Source organism: Lysinibacillus sp. FSL L8-0312 (assembly GCF_038003285.1).
GTDB lineage: Bacteria > Bacillota > Bacilli > Bacillales_A > Planococcaceae > Lysinibacillus > Lysinibacillus fusiformis_D.
This window is the reverse complement of the sequence record NZ_JBBOOV010000001.1, coordinates 2,912,057-2,931,096: the sequence shown is the minus strand read 5'-3', so window position 1 is coordinate 2,931,096 and position 19,040 is coordinate 2,912,057. Positions and strand designations below refer to the sequence as shown.

The following is a 19,040-nucleotide window of genomic DNA, read 5'->3' as shown; positions in this document are numbered from 1 at the left end:
AGAGAATAGTTGAGGGTGTTTAGCCCTCAATTATTCTCGTTCTGAGTTTTCCATATGTTCAAGTCGCCATTCTATTCCTTGAAATAGTAATTGATTAGCTTTTGAGAGTTGGTAGTATTGTGGGCTTAGAATGGCACATAACGTTTCACATCGTTCGAGTCGTTTGGTTTTGGTTCTTTGAATATATTTTACAAAGTAATGGAAGTAATCTTCTTTATTGTCCAAATGCTCTGAGTTCGTATACAGCCTAGCAGTATCATCGACAATGGCCTGTACAACCGGACTGCTGGCAGGCGATTTTTGTTTCAACGCCTTATTCAATCGATCATGGATGTTTTCGAGCTTTCTGACCAATGTTGTAGCATTGTATTTTGGCTGATGAACAATATTCATGTACAGAAATTCAGTATTTTTCAGGTCTTTTATAAACTGCGGATCATTTATGAGCTCCTGCAACTCATGCCAAGCAGCGGTTTGTTTGGCGGAGCCTTTCACCTGATTAATAATGTATTTGTCAAAATAATAAAAAAACGAATCTTTCCACTCTTTTGGAATGCCATTTAAGAATTGTATTTCTTGCACTTTTTTATCGATAAATTGTTTTTTATTTTCAGCTTTAATTGTTCGTGCATTCACTAAATCATGAATACACTGCAATGAATCCCCATTATGTTCCTTTGCTTGACGCAAAATTGATATCATATCCATAAGCGTATTAACCTGTGTTTCCATCGATTCAATCTGCCAATCAAGTATTCTAGTGACTGATAGCTCCTCAGATATCATTTTGCTTATATCATCAATTCCAAAATCCAAATAACGCAGGTTTGTAATCATTTCAAGACGCCATATATCTTTCACTGTGTATAATCGATGTCCACCATCAGTATAACTTGTAGGTTTTAGCAACCCAATTTCATCATAGTAACGAACTGTTTTTATAGTAGAACCTATTATTTTAGCTGTTTCACCTATAGTATATTTTTCTTCCAAATGATTACACCTCCTGATTGGATCACTTTATAGTAATTTTAACATCATAGTTCATTTGATGATAAAAAAAGTCATTATTTTATTTTACGATAAACTTGCCATAAATTGAGGAATTGGACTTGCATAGCTGTGAAGTTTTTATCAACAAAGTCATCATAACTAAATTGTTATAATTATAAAATGCGAAAATACCGTCAAAGCATTTTCGCATTTTAAATTTTCATATTCAAACATTCCAAGAGCAGCAACTTTCATTTAGAAAATTATGCTCCTGCCAATTATGATTGCAACTGAACTACTTAACGACTATGATAAGGGCTATTTCACATTCTCAGTAAGGTAGATTAAGGGTGAAGAGCGCGAGCCATTGCATCTAAATAGTTCTGACTTGCACGCTGACTTACCTCGGCTTCAGGTACAAAGACTTCAAAGCAATGAAAGCTACCAGGGTAGAGATTTATTTCAACATCTACTCCTGCTTGGGCAAGACGTGTTACATAATCAAAGGTTTCATCTCGAAATAAATCAAGTTGACCTATACATGTATAGGTTGGTGGTAATCCTGCTAAATTATCTGCTCTTGAAGGAACCGCATACGGAGAAAGTTCGTTGGTGTCCTTTTCTTCTCCTAAGTACATACGCCAAGCGGTCAAATTATTTGATCTACTCCATGTTGCATGAGCATCGGTAATCTCATAGCTAGATGGCGTTTCATTTCGGTTATCAAGCATTGGATATAATGGCATTTGAAATATAATTGAAGGCCCTCCCTTATCGCGAGCCATTAATGCTAGTGCTGCTGTTAGCCCTCCGCCACCACTTGCACCAGCAATTGCCACTCGTTTAACATCAATGCCTAGTGATGGAGCCTCAGCTGTCATCCATACTAACCCTGCATAACAATCTTCAATCGCGGCTGGATAAGGATGCTCAGGAGCAAGTCGATAATCAACAGAAACGACAACGCAGTTAGCGGTCTGAACAAAACGTTCACATAGAAGATCATCCATATCGGGGTGTCCCATAACGAAACCACCACCATGAATCCAAAGCATAGCTGGAAGTTTATCGTTGCTCCGTTTAACGGGTTCATATATTTTAACTAGCATTTCACCTCCATCACCTCTAGGAATCATGCAATTCGTCGTGTGCACAAGTTTTGACTTTTCTAATGGTGGCTGGACTAAGAGGCTGCGACTCCACGCTAAATCTTCCTGCAGACGAAAGCCCGGAAACTGTGAGTAAGCCTGTCTTAATTCTGGTAGTACACGATTATTAATCGTCATATAAATTCCCCTTTAAAATATAATGAAATCCTAAAGAAATGGATGTCCTTCTAGTACCATTTCCGCCTCCCATTTAGCAACTTCCTCACGCACACGGGGTGCCACTTCTGTTCCTAGAAGTTCTATCGCTTGCATGACTTGATCATGTGGCATTGTACTTAAAGGTACGTATAACATAAATCGTGTGATCCCTACATGTTTACGAAGATGAATGATTTTCTGAGCAACTGTCTCTGAATCACCGACATATAATGCCCCTTCAAAACTACGTGCAGCATCATAGCTAGAACGATCATAATACGACCAACCCCGTTCTTTGCCCAGTTTATTCATGCCCGCCTGTGTAGATGGGAAAAATGTATCTGCTGCCCACTCGTTATTCGGGCCAACGAAACCTATCGAATGGGAGCCTACCCGAAGCTTAGATAAATCATGACCTGCATGAGCAGCAGCTTTTTTATAAAGTTGTACGATTGGAGCAAACTGCATAGGACTGCCACCAATGATTGCTAGCATAAGGGGTAATCCTAAAAGTCCGGCCCGAATGGCTGATTGTTGATTTCCTCCACTACCAACCCAAATGGGTAAAGACTTTTGAACAGGTCTTGGATACACACCTAAATTATTGATCGCTGGTCGATGCTTCCCTTCCCATACTACTTTTTCTGACTCGCGAATTTTGAGTAATAAGTCCAAATGTTCTTCAAACAGTTCATCATAATCATTTAAATTGTAGCCAAATAGGGGGAAAGATTCGATAAAGGATCCACGGCCAGCCATAATCTCCGCACGCCCATTTGATAGTCCGTCTAAAGTAGAAAAATCCTGAAAGACACGTACGGGATCGGCAGAAGAAAGAACTGTCACGGCACTTGTTAATCGAATTTTTTTCGTTTGTGGAGCGGCAGCTGATAACACCATTGCTGGGGAGGAAGCAGCATAATCTTCTCGATGGTGCTCGCCAACGCCAAACACATCCAATCCTACTTGATCTGCAAGAATGATTTCCTCCACTACTTCACGTAAACGCTGTGCATGACTAATTACCTCGCCACTATGAACATCTGGTTTTGTTTCTACGAAAGAAGTAATTCCTATTTCCATTTGTTATCTCTCCTAAGTTAAATCAATATTTTGTGAATCGTCTAGTCATTACCCAAAAAATAAGGGCAATTGTACTGATAGAAGCTCCAAGTAAGCAAACCCCTTCCCAGCCAAAGTGTGCATATGTCTGTGTAGAAGCGATTGAACCGCCAGCGCTGCCGATGGAGTAGAACACCATGTAACCAGCGGTAAGTCGACTTCGCGCTTCTGCACGCAATGGAAGAATCATCGTCTGATTAGTGACATGAATTGCCTGTACGGCCAAATCCAGCAAGATAATACCAACAACTAATGCAAATAACGACTTTTCTAGATAATTTATAAACAACCATGAAATGAGTAGTAGCACTAAAGCAATCCCTGTTGTTTTTTGTCCATAACCCCGGTCAGCAAATTTTCCTGCCTGTGCGGCAGCTAATGCACCAGCCACTCCAATAAGACCAAAAGCACCAATGACACTGTGTGACAGTGTTAACGGTGGGGCACTAAGTGGCAGAACAATTGGCGTCCATAAAATACTGAAATCAGCAAAAATTAGCATGGCTAAAACCGAGCGGATACGTAAAGTTCTTTCTTGAATGAACAACATAAATACGGATTTAATTAGCTGAAAGTAGGATAGGGCTTTTACTTCACGCTCCACTTTAGGTAACACTTTTAGAAATATACAGACCATTAAAAACATAAGAGTGGCAGAGACTAGATAAACGGACCGCCAGCCAGCCAGATCAGTTAAGAGACCAGCGAAGGTCCGAGCGAGCAGTATGCCAATGACGATTCCGCTCGTGACAATACCAACAACACGACCTCGTTCTGTAGGGGAAGCCATAGTAGCCGCAAATGCCACAAGTGTCTGCGTCACAACTGCAAGTAGACCTACCAAAGCCATACCTGTGAAAAGTACTGCGCTATAGGACGCAGTGCCTACTATAACCAAAGCCGTTATGGACAGTAGCATCTGTCCAATAATCAATCGGCGCTGATTGAGTAAATCTCCTAGAGGCACTAAGAGTAATAAACCTAAGCCATAAAAGATTTGCGTGATGGTAATAACAACACCAATAATCGAGTGATCAATAGTAAACTCATTTGACAATTGATCGAGCAGCGGCTGTGCAAAATAAATATTGGCTACAGACATTCCACAGGCTGTTGCGAATAATAATGTTATAGCTCGAGACATGGAAGACTGTTGATTTATAGTAGGCACATCGTTTTCTCGCTTCAGATCATTGTCCACACGGTATCCTCCATTCATAATTGAATTGTCATCATAACTTACCGTTTGGTATGAAATAATTATTGGTAAATATATCTTAGTTTTATTTGCTGTGTCAATGTATTTTTTGAATTTATTTTTATAAATAAAACGGAAATTGACAATATAAAGAGCAGGTTGTACAATTATTACATACTGTTTGGTATTTAAATTGTAGTGACCAGCTTATTAATCCTTACATAAAGGAGGTGGGTTTTTTATGGCAAGAACCCGTGAATTTGATGAAGAAAAAGTATTAGAGGCTGCCATGCAGTTATTTTGGGAGAAGGGATATGAAGCTACTTCTTTAAGTGATCTCACTGCTAGAATGGGCATTCAACGTCCTAGTATTTATTCAACCTTTGGTGACAAAAAAGAGCTTTTCGAAGCAGCACTTCGAAGATATACGACATCTCGTGCAGCTGATATACGAGCAAGACTCCAAAGCCATACGTCTGTAAAGCAGGCATTTGCTACTTTTTTTGAAGAAGTGATTGCAGCTGAATATACGAAAGATCTTAGTAACGGCTGTTTTTGTATCAATACAATGGTTGAATTAGCTCCTCATGACGAGAGATTTGAAATTTTAACGAGAGAGCATCAACTTTATTTAGCTGTTATTTTTCAGGAGACGATTGAGCGAGGAATCCAATCAGGCGAGTTAGATGCTGACACGGATGCGAAATCTTTAGCACAAGCACTACTTGTGGCACTAATCGGATTAACGGTCATGCTGAAATCACAGCCGCAACAAGCCTTTGTTGATAATGCAATTGCAACAACGCTCACATTACTTAAATAATACTTTACTATCTATGTAAAAGTAGATGAAACTGTACCCCTTTAGAAGGGTTAAAGGGGTACTAGAAAAATACATAATTACAGCACATCTTGATTATATATAACATAGTATGATTTATAATTTCTTACAAGCCCATGCGTCTATCTCAACCTTTAAGGCAGGAGTAGCGAGTGCAACCACATATATCAATGTTGTGCATGGAAGATGTCCCCCAAAAAAGTTATGGATGATTTGCTGTCGTTGACTTGCATCCATTTCTCCTACCAAATAGAAAACGATCTTCGTCAGATCTTGAACCTCCATATTGGCGCTTTCTAAATTTTTTTTTATATTTTCTAGTGCTACATTCAATTGTACTGCTGCATCTTCAGGGATAGTCCCATCTGCCATCATACCGATTTGACCTGATAGGGTTAACCACCTATGGGGGCCAGTGACTTCAATTTGATGTACATAAGGAGCAACAGGTGGGTGAATGTTCTCAGGATTCCTCGCAATTTTCATAGAATCAGTCCTTGTCTATTTTTAATTTGTTTCTGTAATCAAAATAGCATAATGTACCATCTGATAAAAGTTCTATGCAAATACCATTATAAAAGAACTTTCAAATTGGATATGCTGGTTTTATAGGGTTATAATAGATTCATAGAATTTAGGCTTATACGCTGATAAAGCTTTCAAAAAGGATAAAAGTATTGATTTTTTAATTTGACAAGACATACAATTCACTTCACCCACGCCTAAGGTTTTATACAGACACTTCTAAAGAAACATGAATTTCGTCTTATTTTGAAGGTAGATGGCTATACTCATTAAATGAGAGGGAAATTTTTACATAAGAATGATGCGTATTGTTGTAAATCAATTTTATACTGCTTATGTTTAGTTGATAGTGTAGCCCTAGGTAGCAGAGGCAGCGAGGCCGTTTTGTAGAAGGAGTGAATAAATGAGTAATTTCTTTCGGAGTAATGGATTTAAACGTATTATTCTTCTAGTTGGGATTGCAGTTGCATTGTATTTAATGCGTAGTATGATCAACTTAATTTTGCTGACGTTTATTATTACCTATTTGATGAATCAGCTTACTACGAAGACAACGAAAAGCATAAGAAAATATACACCGATGAATGAAAAGGCTGTTACAGTAACATTGTACCTTTTACTTGTCGCAGGTATTGTTGCGGTAATTTACAAGTATTTGCCGATTGTAACCCAGCAAATTACCCAGCTTTTCGATCTTATTGCCAGCTTTAATCTCGATCCAGATGACAATGAGATTGCCAGATATTTAGCGCCAACTTTTGAGAAAATCGAACTTGGAAAATATTTAGAGCAGGGTGTGGATTTAACTCTTAAAAATATTACGAATATTGGTAAAATCATTATGCAAATTCTGATTTCTCTAATATTGAGCTTGTTCATCTTGTTGGAAAAGAAACGCATTATTGAGTTTACAGCCAAGTTTAAGGATAGTAAAGTTGGACCACTTTATGATGAACTTCATTATTTTTCAAGAATTTTCATCCGCTCATTTGGTAAAGTAATTGAGGCTCAATTTATTATTGCTGCTGTCAACTGTGTGTTATCAGTGATTGCCCTTTCTATAATGGGCTTTCCACATCTGATTGCTCTTGGGATTATGCTCTTTATTTTAGGTTTAGTGCCAGTCGCAGGAGTTATTATTTCACTAATTCCACTAAGTATTATCGCATATAGTATCGGTGGCTTAATGTACATTGTCTATATTTTAGTCATTGTCATGGTATTACATGCCATTGAAGCTTATTTCTTAAATCCAAAGCTGATGTCCGCAAAGACAGATTTACCGATTTTCTATACGTTTATGGTCATCCTCTTCTCAGAGCATTTCCTTGGTGTATGGGGGTTAATCATTGGTATTCCGCTGTTTATGTTCCTGCTCGATATTCTAGGTGTAACCTCCTCGGAAGAGCCTGTAAAGAAATCGGTACCAATACCCAATGAAAAGTAAATGGAATAGTTTTGACAAAGGAATCATCTACGTACAAGATGGTTCCTTATTTCATGTGAAAGAGGAGTCTATCATGATAAAAGGTCAAAGAGTCTATTTAAGAGCCATTCGTGAGGATGATATCGATCGTATTGCAAGGTGCTTTCAAAATGAAGAAATCATGTATATGACAGGAACGCGTAACATATTTACAAAAGAACACATTAAAGAGGCGATTCAACGTTTTAAAGAAGATGCCTCGCGCTATGATTTTGCTATTTGTTCAATTGACAACGATCAAGTAATTGGCGATTATCGAGATCGACTTAACTAATAAAAAAGCAATGTTTCATTATAGCCTTACATAGTATCGAGGAGTGCGGTAGAGGATATGGCTCTGAAGCCGTACAACTTGCTCAAAAATTTATATTTGAGGAGCTAAACCTGAACCGCTTAGAATTACAGGTGTATTTCCATAATAGTAGAGCCATTAAATCCTATGAGAAGGTCGGTTTCAAATACAGAAGTTATTTTAAGACAGGCTTTGTTTATGAACAATGCATTTTCGGATGGGATTATTATGAGTATGTTGCGTGATGAATATTTGAATAAAAAGTAAGAAAGGGGCCATGATGAGGCCCCTTTCTATTTAAGCATTTTTTAGAGAGGAAATGGTTCTTGGATTTTTTTTAATATACAAGTAAATGAGCAATGCTGTAATGCCCTCTGCTACCGGGAAGGTCCACCAAATGGCCTGAGAGCCAAGTAGTTTGGGTAGTACGATGAGGGTAGGGATAAATAAAATAATACTGCGTAGTAACATAATGGTTGTGGCAATACGAATTTTTTCAATGGATTGAAAAAATTCTGCGAACACCATATTGATTCCTAAAAATACATAGCCAATGGCAAAGTGAACAAAGCCCTGTGCTGCCAAACTACGAATTTCAAAGGAGCTATCTCCAAATAATGCCATTAATTGAGAAGGGAAAAGCATTGCGATAAGTGCCGTCGTTAACCCTAAAATAAATGCAGTAGCTAGCCCTATTTTTAATAATGCTGTTAATCGTTCTAGTAATCTCGCCCCATGGTGATAGCTCACTAATGGTTGTAGTGCCATACCGATGCCAAGGAAAATCGTTAACAATACAGTATGGATATAGTTGACCATTGCATAGGCTGTTACGCCATTTGCCCCTAAGTAGTGCAAGAAGGTAACATTATACAAAATAACGATAACTGCTACGGAAGCTTCAACGATAAAGCTAGGTAGTCCAATAGCAAATATTTTTCTGAGATCTGATAGATTAAAAAATGAAGAGACAAACTTTAACTCAGATTGTGGACGGAAAAAATGAAGACAAAGTACAGACGTACCTATAATAGTGGCGATTGCTGTTGCTAAGGCACAGCCAGTCACACCATAATCTAGTACGAAGATAAAGATATAATTTAAGAGTATATTCAATACTGATGTTGTAATTAAGCCCAGCATAGCAAGCTTTGGGTTACCATCATTTCGAATAAAAATACTTAGTAGATTTTCTAGTGTGTAAAACACGCCAAACAGTAAAATAACATGTAGGTATTCCTGTACATAGGGATACGTATCATCGCTTGCCCCAAATATATAAGAAATATCTTTTAAATTGAATGCAAGGAATCCGATAATCGTTAGCACGACTAGTAACATCATTATAAATGCTAATGTAAAGAGCTGATGGGCTCGTTGCCTATTGCCCTCCCCAAGAGAAATTGAGAAAAGCGTAGCTCCTCCCATACCAATCCATAGAGAAATAGAAAGCAAAATAGAGAAAATGGGAACGGCTATATTAACCCCAGCTAACGCTGTAGGACCCACGCCATGACTAACGAAAATACCATCTACCAAAATATTGACGGACATCAAAAGCATACCGATCATTGCGGGGAATAAGTATGAAAGAAATAATGGTTTCAGTGGTCTTGTTTCAATAGGATTAATGGTTGTCATGTCCATGCACCTCCAACACCATTACTTTTTCCCCTTTGTCGTCTAGTTCACCATTAAATATAAAACCAAATCGTTTATACAGCTGAATAGCTACTGCGTTATTGTCATAAACACTTAAATATATTTGTGAACAGTTGAACTTTACTGTTAAGTAATGAATAAGTTGCTGTAAAAAGTGTTTACCTAAACCTTGCCCTTGGTATTGTTCATCAATTAGATAGCGATCGAGCCAAACGCGTTGACTGTAATCTTCATGAGGGAATAATCCATACATAGCGAAGCCTATAACGGTGTTATCTTTATACAGACCTAAAGGAGTAAAGCGTCGATCCATTTCTGCCTCTGTTAAGCATTGGTCTGTCGTTTCAATAAAATGTTGCTGATTGTCTGCGATGCGTAAAGCTAAAATTTCTTTCTTGTTGAAAGCTGTAATGTCACGAATCTCCGTGAACATAATGTCAAAACCTTTCTATTTTTATTGTGAATAGGTACAATTTAAAGTATATAGTTACTATATAGTCAAGGGAGGAAGCTCAAAAAATGCTTAATAAAAATGTAAAATATTTTACAACTGGGGAATTTGCTAAAATTTGTAAGGTTAATAAGCAAACACTCATTTATTACGATCAAATTGGATTATTATCTCCCATCATGAAGGATAGTAAAGATTATCGGTATTATTCACTTGCTCAATATGATTTTTTTAGTGTTATTGAGTTATTAAAAGCAGTTGGAATGTCCTTGAAGGATATTCAGCAGTATATGGCAGAGAAATCACCAGAGAATTTTTTAGAATTGATGCATCAACAAAAAGAAATTGTTGCGAAGAAACGTCGAGAGCTCGAAATGATTGAAAATATTATTGATGTCAAAATCAAAACGACTGAGGAAGCTCTACATCTACATTTTGATGACATCACGATTGAGTACTTTCCTGAAGATACATTATACCTAAGTAAAAATATCGAAGATTCTACTGAAGAGCAGTTTGTGAAGGCTGTATCGGATTTTATCGAGGAATTAGATCGCTCTCAATTAGATACAGGTTATCCAATCGGAGGGATTACGAGGAGAGAACAAGTATTAGCAGGCAATTACGATAATTACAGCTATTTATATATTGAGCAGCCTAATCCAAGAGAAGGTCATCCTTACTTTAAAGCAATAGAGGGGGAATTCGTTATTGGTTATCATGTTGGGCCCTCTGCGAAGCTTGGAGAGACCTATACACGTTTATTTAATGTCATGCATGAAAAAGGCTATGAGCTTGGTCAATACGTTTATGAGGAATACGTTTATGATGCTGTTATAAAAAATCGAGAAGAAGAGTATGTGACAAAAATTATGATGGAAGTAAAGAAAGTCAAATAATTCACTGTTACTTACTAAAAAAGACCGTATAGAGTTAAGTAATTTAGCATATTTGAAGGCTTATATATCAGTAAAATAATAGCATTTTTTATTGTGTTGGAAATGAACCTAATCAGTAGATGATTTTCTGACGATAAAAATAAGACGAAAGAAATCATTTTAGCCTATGTGGAGGTGAGCTGCAATGTGGATTGAGCGTTGGCAACATTTAATAAAGCGATTGAAGTGGCAAGGAGCTTATGTACATCCGATTGAAATACGAGCAGTCGCTACTGAACATGATTTACAGCAGGTAGAGGCACGACTTGGCGTACAAATCCCTAATGAGTTCCGTCATCTCTTACTAAATTGCTCGCAGCAAGTAACTATTTATTGGTCTCTCCCTGACGAAGCTATCTTGCCTACAGAATTGCTGGATACGCCTTCTGGAGATTTTGGCTGGAGCTTAAATGATTTGGATTTCCCCTATTTTGGAGGGGATGATGAATTGCATGAACAGCAATACTTACAATTTTTTACGGCAGGTAACGGAGATGCCCTTCTCCTCAAGCTTGAGGACGAATCGATTTGGTATTGGAGTCATGAAGAAGATGAATTTAATTTGCTTGCCTTAAGCTTTCCTGCGTATGTCGACATTGCGACCACTCTAGGCTGTATTGGTGTAGACTGTGGACAGCATCAACAATTTTGTAGTGGGGAGGGATTGGATGTTAATCTGACTAGGTCACAAATATGGTTAACGTGGCTGGAACAATATTTAAGCTCTAATTTACAGCAGGCTAAATCAAGCTTAGAATTTTTACTTCATTATGTTTCCATGCATGGCGTAAGAGAAACAAGCATTCAAGAGGCTTTTTGGCAATTTGATAAGGTAAGGATATATGAGGCACTTCAACAAAGAGTTGAACAAGCACAGACTCCAGCACAACAAAAAGCTTGGGGTGAAGTTCTAGTAACGGTGTGTGCTGACGAGGCTGAAAGATGGGTAAAGGAACTTTGGCAAGGGAATGCTGAACTTCCAGCCTGGCTACGTGATTATTTAACGGCGCATTGTTTACCAGTAGACGAAGGGCTGGCCCTTATCCTACAGGATATTGAAAAAGATAACATGGATGCCTATACGGCATTACATCGATTACGCCATTTCCAGCACCCAAACATTATTACATGGATGAAGCCCTATGTTGCATTTCCGATCGATGGCTGGGACTCGCTTTTAGCAGTATCACAGCCAAGTGCAGGGACACTATTTGAGTGGTTAGATGGTAGTGAAGTAGAGAGACTGACAGCTATCCGAGCTGTTTGCTATATGATGCAGCAGGGAATCACACCAACAACAATGATAAATGAGGAAGAATGGCGCTCTTTGCTGGCTTATTGGATGGAACATGAGGTATTACGAAAAAATAAACAATTATTTAGCCAAGTACTGAATGGTTTGGAAAATTGGATACTGAAATGCTATATGTTACAAAGGAGAGAGTAGTTTGAATCATTTTACGATATTTGCTTCCAAAAATGATCTAGATGATATGCATGCTAAAATAGCCGACGTATTTGCCAAAGGCTTTGCTATTGAAAAACAAGATAGCGGATATTTATTGAAATCTAAAGGGCTTTTTAAAAAATGTAGATGCTCGATGAACATTTTAACTGAAGATATGAACCCTGATTATTTTGCAAAAAATATCCCTGGGATGATGGGCTATTACGATACTATTCCCTTTAAAGATGAACAGCTAAAAGAACGAGTAATGATTCAAATAGCTGTGCTCAATACAGTCATTGCAATCGAGATGGATAGGGCTATGACAGACGAGCATATGCAGCTATTTACAAGACTACTAACAAGGATAGGCGGTATTGGTTTTCTACCAGACGGTACTTTGCTGGATCAAAACGGTAGCGTGATTGTTTATCCTAACGGGGAATCAGGTCCATCTGACTTTAGACCCCATGCTTGTACAAGAAAAATAAATACGCATGAGGTAGCATCAGCACAGGGAGAAGTGCGAAAAAATAAAACGATCGCTTTTTTAACAGAACGAGAGATTCCTTACGCTGCTTCTCTTCCTCAGCTATCACCATTAGAAAATCTCCACTTTAAAAGTCAAGAGGATATCGCAAGAAGAGCAGTTGCCCTATTGATTGTTATTCAATTCGCCTGTGACGTAGCACAAAATGGCGATATTGAAGGGTCTAGGGAATTCTTTACCGATATGCTACATAAATATAAAGTACAACCATTCTTAACGGAGCAAGAAAGGCTCTTTCTGGGGGCGCAGCATCCTAGTACGCAAGAGGCTGTCAATATTTCATGGCAATATGAAGCCTATTGGACACTCATTTGGGCATTAGGTATGGTGGAAGAGTTAGATTTTCCGGAAGATGTTTGTGATTGTGAATATGCGATTCAAGCTGTTTCAAGCTGCGAAACGTTTGAACAGTTTTACCAACAAACAATTATGCGCAGTAAGGAAGAAATTTTAGACGAGGCTGATAAAATTTATAGATTGCATTGGGCTTGTGTAGATAGTCGAATTAATGGACAGACAGCTCCTTTAGCGTTAAATGAAAGTGTTGTGATGGAAAGGCGTAGAGGCTTATTTTGGATGATTGGGTATCAAGACGAGGAATGGGATACGATATCCATGGATACATAAAGTAATCGCAAACTAGGGAATCTAGTTTGCGATTATTTTATAAGAGAGGTTATTTTACATAATGGGGTTTACTTACTTTATCGATCAAGAGAATACCATCGTATTGATCGCGTGGAACAAAGCTTTCCTGCATAACGCCCCAGCTATAGCCTATGCGAGGCTCAAACATCCATGAGTTGCCTCGCTCATTTTGACGATTGCGCATATCGATGAATGTATATGGTTTATTTTTTGTAGACAGAATATCCTCAATAGATCCCTTGATAGGTGGTAATACAGCCATCGGTTCACCCATATTATTTGCTGTCTCGCCACTTCCCATGTATAGGCCTAGTACATAGCTATATTTCTTGTAGATGTCTGGTAAACGTTCGCCCATTAATTTGACTGGATAAGGGGAACCCATTACATCCGATTGTGCTTTACGAATATGGTCATTATGTGCCCACACGATAAACTTTTCTGTTGGATAAACCTTTTCAGCTAACCAAAGTAAGTTTTCACCCATTGCCTGATCTCGCCATTCCATTGTTTGTAAAAATGACTCTATATTATTTTGTTCAAGGTCAATATTGGCCTGAATAGTTAGTTCAACATATTCATTTGCTAAACGAATACGATCTGCTAAAGTACGCTCCATCAGTTTTACAATGTGGGGTTCATTTGGATATGCTGCTTGCAACTCTTTTTCTTTTAACTGTACTTGTGCCTTTACTTGTTTATACACATTGATAATTGTTGCCTTTTCTTTTTGATAGCCCTTTAAATCTTTTCCTGAGCTCCATTCAGCGAGTTGTTTCTCTGCTTCACTGAATTGTTGAGCTAATTGAGGATTGTGCAGCCAATCTCCATTCGTGAATGCCCCTTGTTGTTGAATATCAAAGCCCGTGAGAACAAGGGGTTGCTTTGTTGTATAAGTTGTTTTGGCGTATTCAAACAGAGGAAGGGTTTCTTTTGTCCACCATACACCGAAAATACCATCCTTCATTGTTTGTAGAGCCGCTTGTTTGTCAATTTTTCCTTGGGCGTTCATCACATTCCCCATGCCACTTTCAAAAGCGAGAACATTATAGCCCATTTCTTGATGTAAAAATTGTATTAAACGTGTTTTAGCTAGATTAAATTGTGCAACACCATGAGAGCTCTCTCCTAAAAAGACAATGCGCTTATCATGTAATAATGGCTTTAGCATCTCTAAATCCTCAAATTCACTAGATGGAATTTTTTGTCCATTAAATGTTTCAGGTTGAATGGAGGACAGGCTATAGGCATGATCGTTTACCCATTTTTTCCAATCTAATAACGTTTCATTAGAAGACCTAACCTGTTTGACTGTTGAATTAAGTTCAATATTGAGCTGTTCTTCATTTGCAGTGACATCCGCAGAGACACTAGTTACTCCGTTTAGTGCCATTAAACTTGTCAGTGCAATACTTAATAAAACCTTACGTTTCCTATCTTTTTTCATTAATAATCAGCCCTTCTTCTTATATTGATACTTATTATAAGGAACGAAGTTTAAAGCTTAGGAAGAGTTTGTTTAAATTTTGTTTAAATTTGCCTATATTGGCAAAAAAACATCCCCGTTTGTAAAGTGGAGTTGCTCCATAGCGTTGGAAACAAAACTACCTTGCCAAGGGTTCTTTTTCTGCTAGTGAATCACCTTTTTTCAACAACATAAAACATCTCCATTTGTAAAGTGGAGATGTTTATCATTATTTATAGTGATAGGTGCTTGCTCTAACATGGTTACGTTGAATTTGATTGAACCATGCACGATCCTTTTCTTCTTGCTTTAATGTACCAACAATGGAGGAGGAGCAGCTCACACAAATTTTAGCTTGTGTAATTTGTCCACATCGTTCACAGGGCGCTCCTAAATTAGGGAAAATGGACTTTTTTAACTTTCCTGCTTTTACCCATTTGTAAAGGAGTTCAGGTGATACTCCTGTTAAAGCGACTATCTCATCGTTTGTTAAGTAGCGATTATTTTTTCTTAATAAAAAATGATGTAACTCTGAAAATATATCCTCTTCTCTCACATCAATTCTTTTATGGAATAGCAACATAACTAGTCCTCTCCTCGTCAAATCAATTAATGATTTCATTAACTGTTATAGGTTGTTCGTCATATTTATAATTTTCCCAACGATTACGCGCAAGCTTTCGATATTTTGGTGATACATTTCGATCGGCAATTAAACGTGAGAATCCTTTTTTAGCTTCTACAATATCACCGAGTCGAAGGCTTAATTCAGCATGTAAAAACTGGATTCTTTCTCCACCCTCCTGATTGGATGCAAAGGATTTACTATAAAAGTCTCTAGCTGCAAAAAGGTAACGCTTTTCGGATTCCTCATCGGTTTTTAAACGATAAAGCCAAGCAATTTTCAAGGCGAAATTCGCCATTAAAAGGGATTCTTCCATGGAAGCACGTGATACCAAATAAGCAAGCTTAAAACTGACAATGGCATCATCGATTGTACGTTCCTGACAAATATCCATCGGCTTCTGGAGCTCTTTAATGTAAATTTCATCAATGAGTTGCATGAAAGGTCCATATGTCCGTGTCATAGACTTATGGTAGGCATAGCCGCAATGGGGACAAACAGCAACCTCATACAGCAAAGGATTTAAGCCATCATAAACAGGCATGAAATCTGTTTGCTCCTCGATGATTTTATATCGATTAGGGCGTACTTTATAAGTTGTAAAATGCTTTTTGCAAAATTTACAATCTACACTACTTTCATAGTAGTAAATGTTAAATGCCATAAGAATCAACTCCTTTGCAGGCTCTAAAATTTTGTTTCTTTTGCTCTATTTATACGTAAATGTTTATCGTTCAATGTATTTAAGTAGATATCTTTTATTTTAACAATTCTGTGTTCTTTGGTATACTCCTTTAGAATTATTAAAATAAAAATATTCATCTGTTTTATAGTTAATTGTCATTAAATCTATGCTTGTAATAGTATTTATCGGTGCTGTTAATGTAAGTTATAGAGTTTGCTGAAAGTTTGTCAAAATACTTTCATACTTTTCATTAAGTATAAGGAATGAATTAAATGTTTGTGATTCTAAAGTACTGTTTTATAAAGGCGGCTTAAGATGAATTATAATATCATATTTTTTGATATGGATGGAACACTGATTAATTACGAGGATGGCTGTGTGGAAGAAAGCACAAAGAAGGCCATTCAACTTTTGCAGGAGAGAGGAATTCACCTTGTAGCGGCTACAGGAAGACCTTTATCGATGTGTCAGGAGATACAAGCGCTAGGGATTGAAACCTTTATTACAGCAAATGGGGCATATGTGAAACACAAGGATTTAATCATACATAAAACACCTATTGCTAAAGATATTGTTCAAAATGTACAAGCTTTTGCACGTGAACAGCAGCATAGCCTCACATTTTTTACAGAGCAACTATCGATGAATGGCATTCAGCATCCAGCTGCTTTCAATGCGATGCAGGCAACTCTATCTTTACGAAATTTTCCGGTTGTGAATGAAAAAATTGTGGATGAAGAAGTTTTTCTCATGTGTCTATATGCAGATGAGGAGGCTGAAAAAAGATATGCTAGCCAATTTCCGCATATATTTTGGCAGCGATGGCATCCTTATATTGTGAATGTATTACAGCAGGATGTTGCCAAATCGATAGCTGTTAAAGCGGTACTAGACCATTTTAACATTGATCCTGAAAATGCTATTGCTTTTGGAGATGGGGATAATGATATTGATATGTTAGAGCATGTAGGGCTAGGTATTGCTATGGGAAATGGTAGTGCAGCTCTAAAAGCAGTTGCGAATTTTGTTACAAAGAGTTCCACTGAAGGTGGTATTGACTTTGCTTTACGGCAGTTTCAAATGATATAAAGCTGCTGAAGGTCTTAAAGTCGATGCCTCAGGTTCTCTTAGATCTATTGAAGGAACTTGTTAATCAATGCGTTTTAATAAATTTTGGGTGGGATGTTATATGGCACATCATGTGCAATCTCTAATTGAACATTACGGGTATTTGGGTATTATCGTGATCCTAATTGGAGGCATTGTTGGGTTGCCACTTCCTGATGAGGTCTTTCTAACATATGTTGGCTACAGCGTTTATATAGAAAGCCTTGAACACATTCCCGCTTTAGTAAGTGCAATGATTGGTGCAGTTGGCGGTATTACCTTAAGCTACTATATCGGCTATCGTTTTGGCTTACCATTATTGCAGAAATATGGACCCAAAATTCATATTACGGAGCAAAAAATTGATTTTACAAAACAACTGTTTACTAAAATTGGGCCAACTTTATTATTAATAGGCTATTTTATACCTGGTGTACGACATCTGACAGCCTATATTGCGGCAATTAATAATTATCCATATAGAAAGTTTGCTTTTTTTGCCTATACAGGGGCATTTATCTGGACTTTCACATTTATAACGTTAGGGAGGATGCTTGGGGAGAAGTGGCGGTTTGTTGGTTATTATTTATCCCATTATAGTATTTATCTCATCCTATTGTTTGGCCTCGTAATGCTCATCGTTTACTATCTATTCAAAAAAAGAAATATACGAAAATAAAGGTCTGTATGATTCAACATATGAATCGTACAGACCTTTGTGTTATGGCAAAATAGCAAATGAGCGTACAGGGAATCCAGATGCCTTTTCAGGCTTAGGGACGATATTGAAGATAATTGCCCCCTTCGCAGGTAGCTTGTCCAAGTTAGTCATCAACTCAATTTGATAGATGTTTTGTTCAAGCACGAAGTATTCGCCATCTAGCTTACCATTTTTGTGAAAATCAGCGGCTGAATCAGTATCAAATGTTTCATGGCCAAGTGCACTTATTTGACGTTCCTTCAATAAAAATTGTAATGCCTCTAAGCCCCAGCCTGGTATATGGTTATGTCCATCCATATCTTGGTTACTAAATGCCTCTTTATCTGGCCAGCGCTTACTCCAATCCGTACGTAGCGCTACAAAGGTACCTGCTTCAATTACTCCATGTTGTGCTTCAAAATCAAAAATATCTTGCACACTTAGCGAGAAGTCATGATTGCTAGCAGCTTCTCGTGATTTATCAATAACGACAAGAGGAAGAACTAGTTCTTTTAGTTCTAATTCTTCTAGATAGCGGGAGTCTCGCACAAAATGAATGGGTGGGTCGATATGTGTGCCATATTGTCCTGGGAACGTGAATTGTTGTGCGAAGAACCCGTCATCATGAGAGAATAATGTTTCAAATTTAGCATCTTCAAACATAAAAAAATGTGGGGAATTAGGGCCGAATGTATGTGTTAAATCAACCCATTGTTTTGATTTTAATAATTGTAATGCTTGTAAAAGTTGGTTTGACATTGATTTCACTGCTTTCTGTTAAAATTAGTAGAACATAAAAAAGAGTCCCCTTAGAAGAGGACTCCAGAATAAGCAACGGTAGTTCTTCTTCTCATCTTTCAGGCTTAAAATTTTGCCAATTGGAATTAGCACCATACTGTTGAGCTGGTTGCTGAGACTTCATCGGGCCAATCCCTCCGTCTCTCTTGATAAGAAAAGTGATATAAGAATTTTCAGAAATAATAATAAAACACTTTAGC

Annotated in this window: 18 protein-coding genes, 1 pseudogene and 1 riboswitch; of the genes and pseudogenes, 8 read left to right on the top strand and 11 right to left on the bottom strand. The window is 37.6% G+C overall.

From position 1 onward, the window contains the following. Positions 1 to 30: 30 nt before the first annotated feature. From MHI22_RS14785 to MHI22_RS14770, 4 genes are all read right to left on the bottom strand, one after another. Positions 31 to 993 (bottom strand): MerR family transcriptional regulator, encoded by a 963-nt coding sequence (locus MHI22_RS14785; RefSeq protein ID WP_244504868.1) that lies wholly within the window; start codon positions 991 to 993, stop codon positions 31 to 33. Positions 994 to 1,337: 344 nt separating this feature from the next. Continuing rightward, the gene (locus MHI22_RS14780; RefSeq protein ID WP_340812344.1) at positions 1,338 to 2,279 is read right to left on the bottom strand and encodes an alpha/beta hydrolase; all 942 of its coding nucleotides are present in this window, start codon (positions 2,277 to 2,279) and stop codon (positions 1,338 to 1,340) included. 30 nt (positions 2,280 to 2,309) lie between these two features. Next, positions 2,310 to 3,383 (bottom strand): LLM class flavin-dependent oxidoreductase, encoded by a 1,074-nt coding sequence (locus MHI22_RS14775; RefSeq protein ID WP_340812342.1) that lies wholly within the window; start codon positions 3,381 to 3,383, stop codon positions 2,310 to 2,312. A 22-nt stretch (positions 3,384 to 3,405) separates the two neighbouring features. Beyond that, complete coding sequence (locus MHI22_RS14770; protein WP_231745151.1) at positions 3,406 to 4,566, bottom strand: MFS transporter; 1,161 nt, start codon at positions 4,564 to 4,566, stop codon at positions 3,406 to 3,408. A gap of 295 nt (positions 4,567 to 4,861) precedes the next feature. Here MHI22_RS14770 and MHI22_RS14765 point away from each other — a divergent pair, with 295 nt between their 5' ends. After that, positions 4,862 to 5,443, top strand: a complete 582-nt coding sequence (locus tag MHI22_RS14765; RefSeq protein WP_036128759.1) for a TetR/AcrR family transcriptional regulator — start codon at positions 4,862 to 4,864, stop codon at positions 5,441 to 5,443. Between the two features lie 114 nt (positions 5,444 to 5,557). Here MHI22_RS14765 and MHI22_RS14760 read toward each other — a convergent pair whose 3' ends face one another. Then, positions 5,558 to 5,947, bottom strand: coding sequence for a RidA family protein (locus tag MHI22_RS14760; RefSeq protein ID WP_058845248.1), 390 nt, complete (start codon positions 5,945 to 5,947; stop codon positions 5,558 to 5,560). Positions 5,948 to 6,389: 442 nt separating this feature from the next. Here MHI22_RS14760 and MHI22_RS14755 point away from each other — a divergent pair, with 442 nt between their 5' ends. Together MHI22_RS14755 and MHI22_RS23445 are read left to right on the top strand one after the other, a co-directional pair. Further along, positions 6,390 to 7,433, top strand: coding sequence for an AI-2E family transporter (locus tag MHI22_RS14755; protein ID WP_058845249.1), 1,044 nt, complete (start codon positions 6,390 to 6,392; stop codon positions 7,431 to 7,433). A 73-nt stretch (positions 7,434 to 7,506) separates the two neighbouring features. Continuing rightward, a pseudogene (locus tag MHI22_RS23445) lies at positions 7,507 to 8,031 on the top strand (GNAT family N-acetyltransferase). Between the two features lie 30 nt (positions 8,032 to 8,061). Here the strand turns inward: MHI22_RS23445 and MHI22_RS14740 are convergent. Together MHI22_RS14740 and MHI22_RS14735 are read right to left on the bottom strand one after the other, a co-directional pair. Next, the gene (locus MHI22_RS14740) at positions 8,062 to 9,405 is read right to left on the bottom strand and encodes an MATE family efflux transporter (protein ID WP_058845250.1); all 1,344 of its coding nucleotides are present in this window, start codon (positions 9,403 to 9,405) and stop codon (positions 8,062 to 8,064) included. Further along, on the bottom strand, positions 9,392 to 9,859 hold the full coding sequence (locus MHI22_RS14735) for a GNAT family N-acetyltransferase (RefSeq protein ID WP_036128746.1): 468 nt from the start codon (positions 9,857 to 9,859) through the stop codon (positions 9,392 to 9,394). The genes MHI22_RS14740 and MHI22_RS14735 overlap by 14 nt, the downstream gene beginning before the upstream one ends. 86 nt (positions 9,860 to 9,945) lie before the next feature. Here MHI22_RS14735 and MHI22_RS14730 point away from each other — a divergent pair, with 86 nt between their 5' ends. From MHI22_RS14730 to MHI22_RS14720, 3 genes are all read left to right on the top strand, one after another. Continuing rightward, positions 9,946 to 10,776, top strand: a complete 831-nt coding sequence (locus tag MHI22_RS14730; RefSeq protein ID WP_036128745.1) for a MerR family transcriptional regulator — start codon at positions 9,946 to 9,948, stop codon at positions 10,774 to 10,776. Between the two features lie 184 nt (positions 10,777 to 10,960). Further along, entirely contained in the window at positions 10,961 to 12,262 is a 1,302-nt protein-coding gene (locus MHI22_RS14725; protein WP_340812336.1) for an SMI1/KNR4 family protein, read from the top strand. Position 12,263: 1 nt separating this feature from the next. Next, on the top strand, positions 12,264 to 13,439 hold the full coding sequence (locus MHI22_RS14720; RefSeq protein WP_141904199.1) for a DUF4272 domain-containing protein: 1,176 nt from the start codon (positions 12,264 to 12,266) through the stop codon (positions 13,437 to 13,439). A gap of 49 nt (positions 13,440 to 13,488) precedes the next feature. Here MHI22_RS14720 and MHI22_RS14715 read toward each other — a convergent pair whose 3' ends face one another. The 3 genes from MHI22_RS14715 to MHI22_RS14705 all read right to left on the bottom strand — a co-directional run bounded on the left by MHI22_RS14715 (position 13,489) and on the right by MHI22_RS14705 (position 16,214). Beyond that, positions 13,489 to 14,907 carry an erythromycin esterase family protein gene (locus MHI22_RS14715; RefSeq protein ID WP_340812334.1) on the bottom strand — a complete coding sequence of 473 codons (1,419 nt, stop codon included), beginning with the start codon at positions 14,905 to 14,907 and terminating at the stop codon, positions 13,489 to 13,491. Positions 14,908 to 15,154: 247 nt separating this feature from the next. After that, positions 15,155 to 15,508, bottom strand: a complete 354-nt coding sequence (locus tag MHI22_RS14710; protein WP_036128737.1) for a hypothetical protein — start codon at positions 15,506 to 15,508, stop codon at positions 15,155 to 15,157. A gap of 22 nt (positions 15,509 to 15,530) precedes the next feature. Continuing rightward, positions 15,531 to 16,214, bottom strand: coding sequence for a DUF2225 domain-containing protein (locus tag MHI22_RS14705; RefSeq protein ID WP_036128736.1), 684 nt, complete (start codon positions 16,212 to 16,214; stop codon positions 15,531 to 15,533). 336 nt (positions 16,215 to 16,550) lie between these two features. Here MHI22_RS14705 and MHI22_RS14700 point away from each other — a divergent pair, with 336 nt between their 5' ends. Both MHI22_RS14700 and MHI22_RS14695 read left to right on the top strand, forming a co-directional pair. Further along, entirely contained in the window at positions 16,551 to 17,324 is a 774-nt protein-coding gene (locus MHI22_RS14700; RefSeq protein ID WP_340812332.1) for a Cof-type HAD-IIB family hydrolase, read from the top strand. Between the two features lie 100 nt (positions 17,325 to 17,424). Beyond that, the gene (locus tag MHI22_RS14695) at positions 17,425 to 18,021 is read left to right on the top strand and encodes a DedA family protein (RefSeq protein WP_036128732.1); all 597 of its coding nucleotides are present in this window, start codon (positions 17,425 to 17,427) and stop codon (positions 18,019 to 18,021) included. A gap of 42 nt (positions 18,022 to 18,063) precedes the next feature. Here the strand turns inward: MHI22_RS14695 and MHI22_RS14690 are convergent, their stop codons facing one another. Next, complete coding sequence (locus MHI22_RS14690; protein ID WP_036128730.1) at positions 18,064 to 18,801, bottom strand: cyclase family protein; 738 nt, start codon at positions 18,799 to 18,801, stop codon at positions 18,064 to 18,066. An 88-nt stretch (positions 18,802 to 18,889) separates the two neighbouring features. After that, positions 18,890 to 18,996: riboswitch (SAM riboswitch) on the bottom strand. Between the last annotated feature and the right edge of the window lie 44 nt (positions 18,997 to 19,040).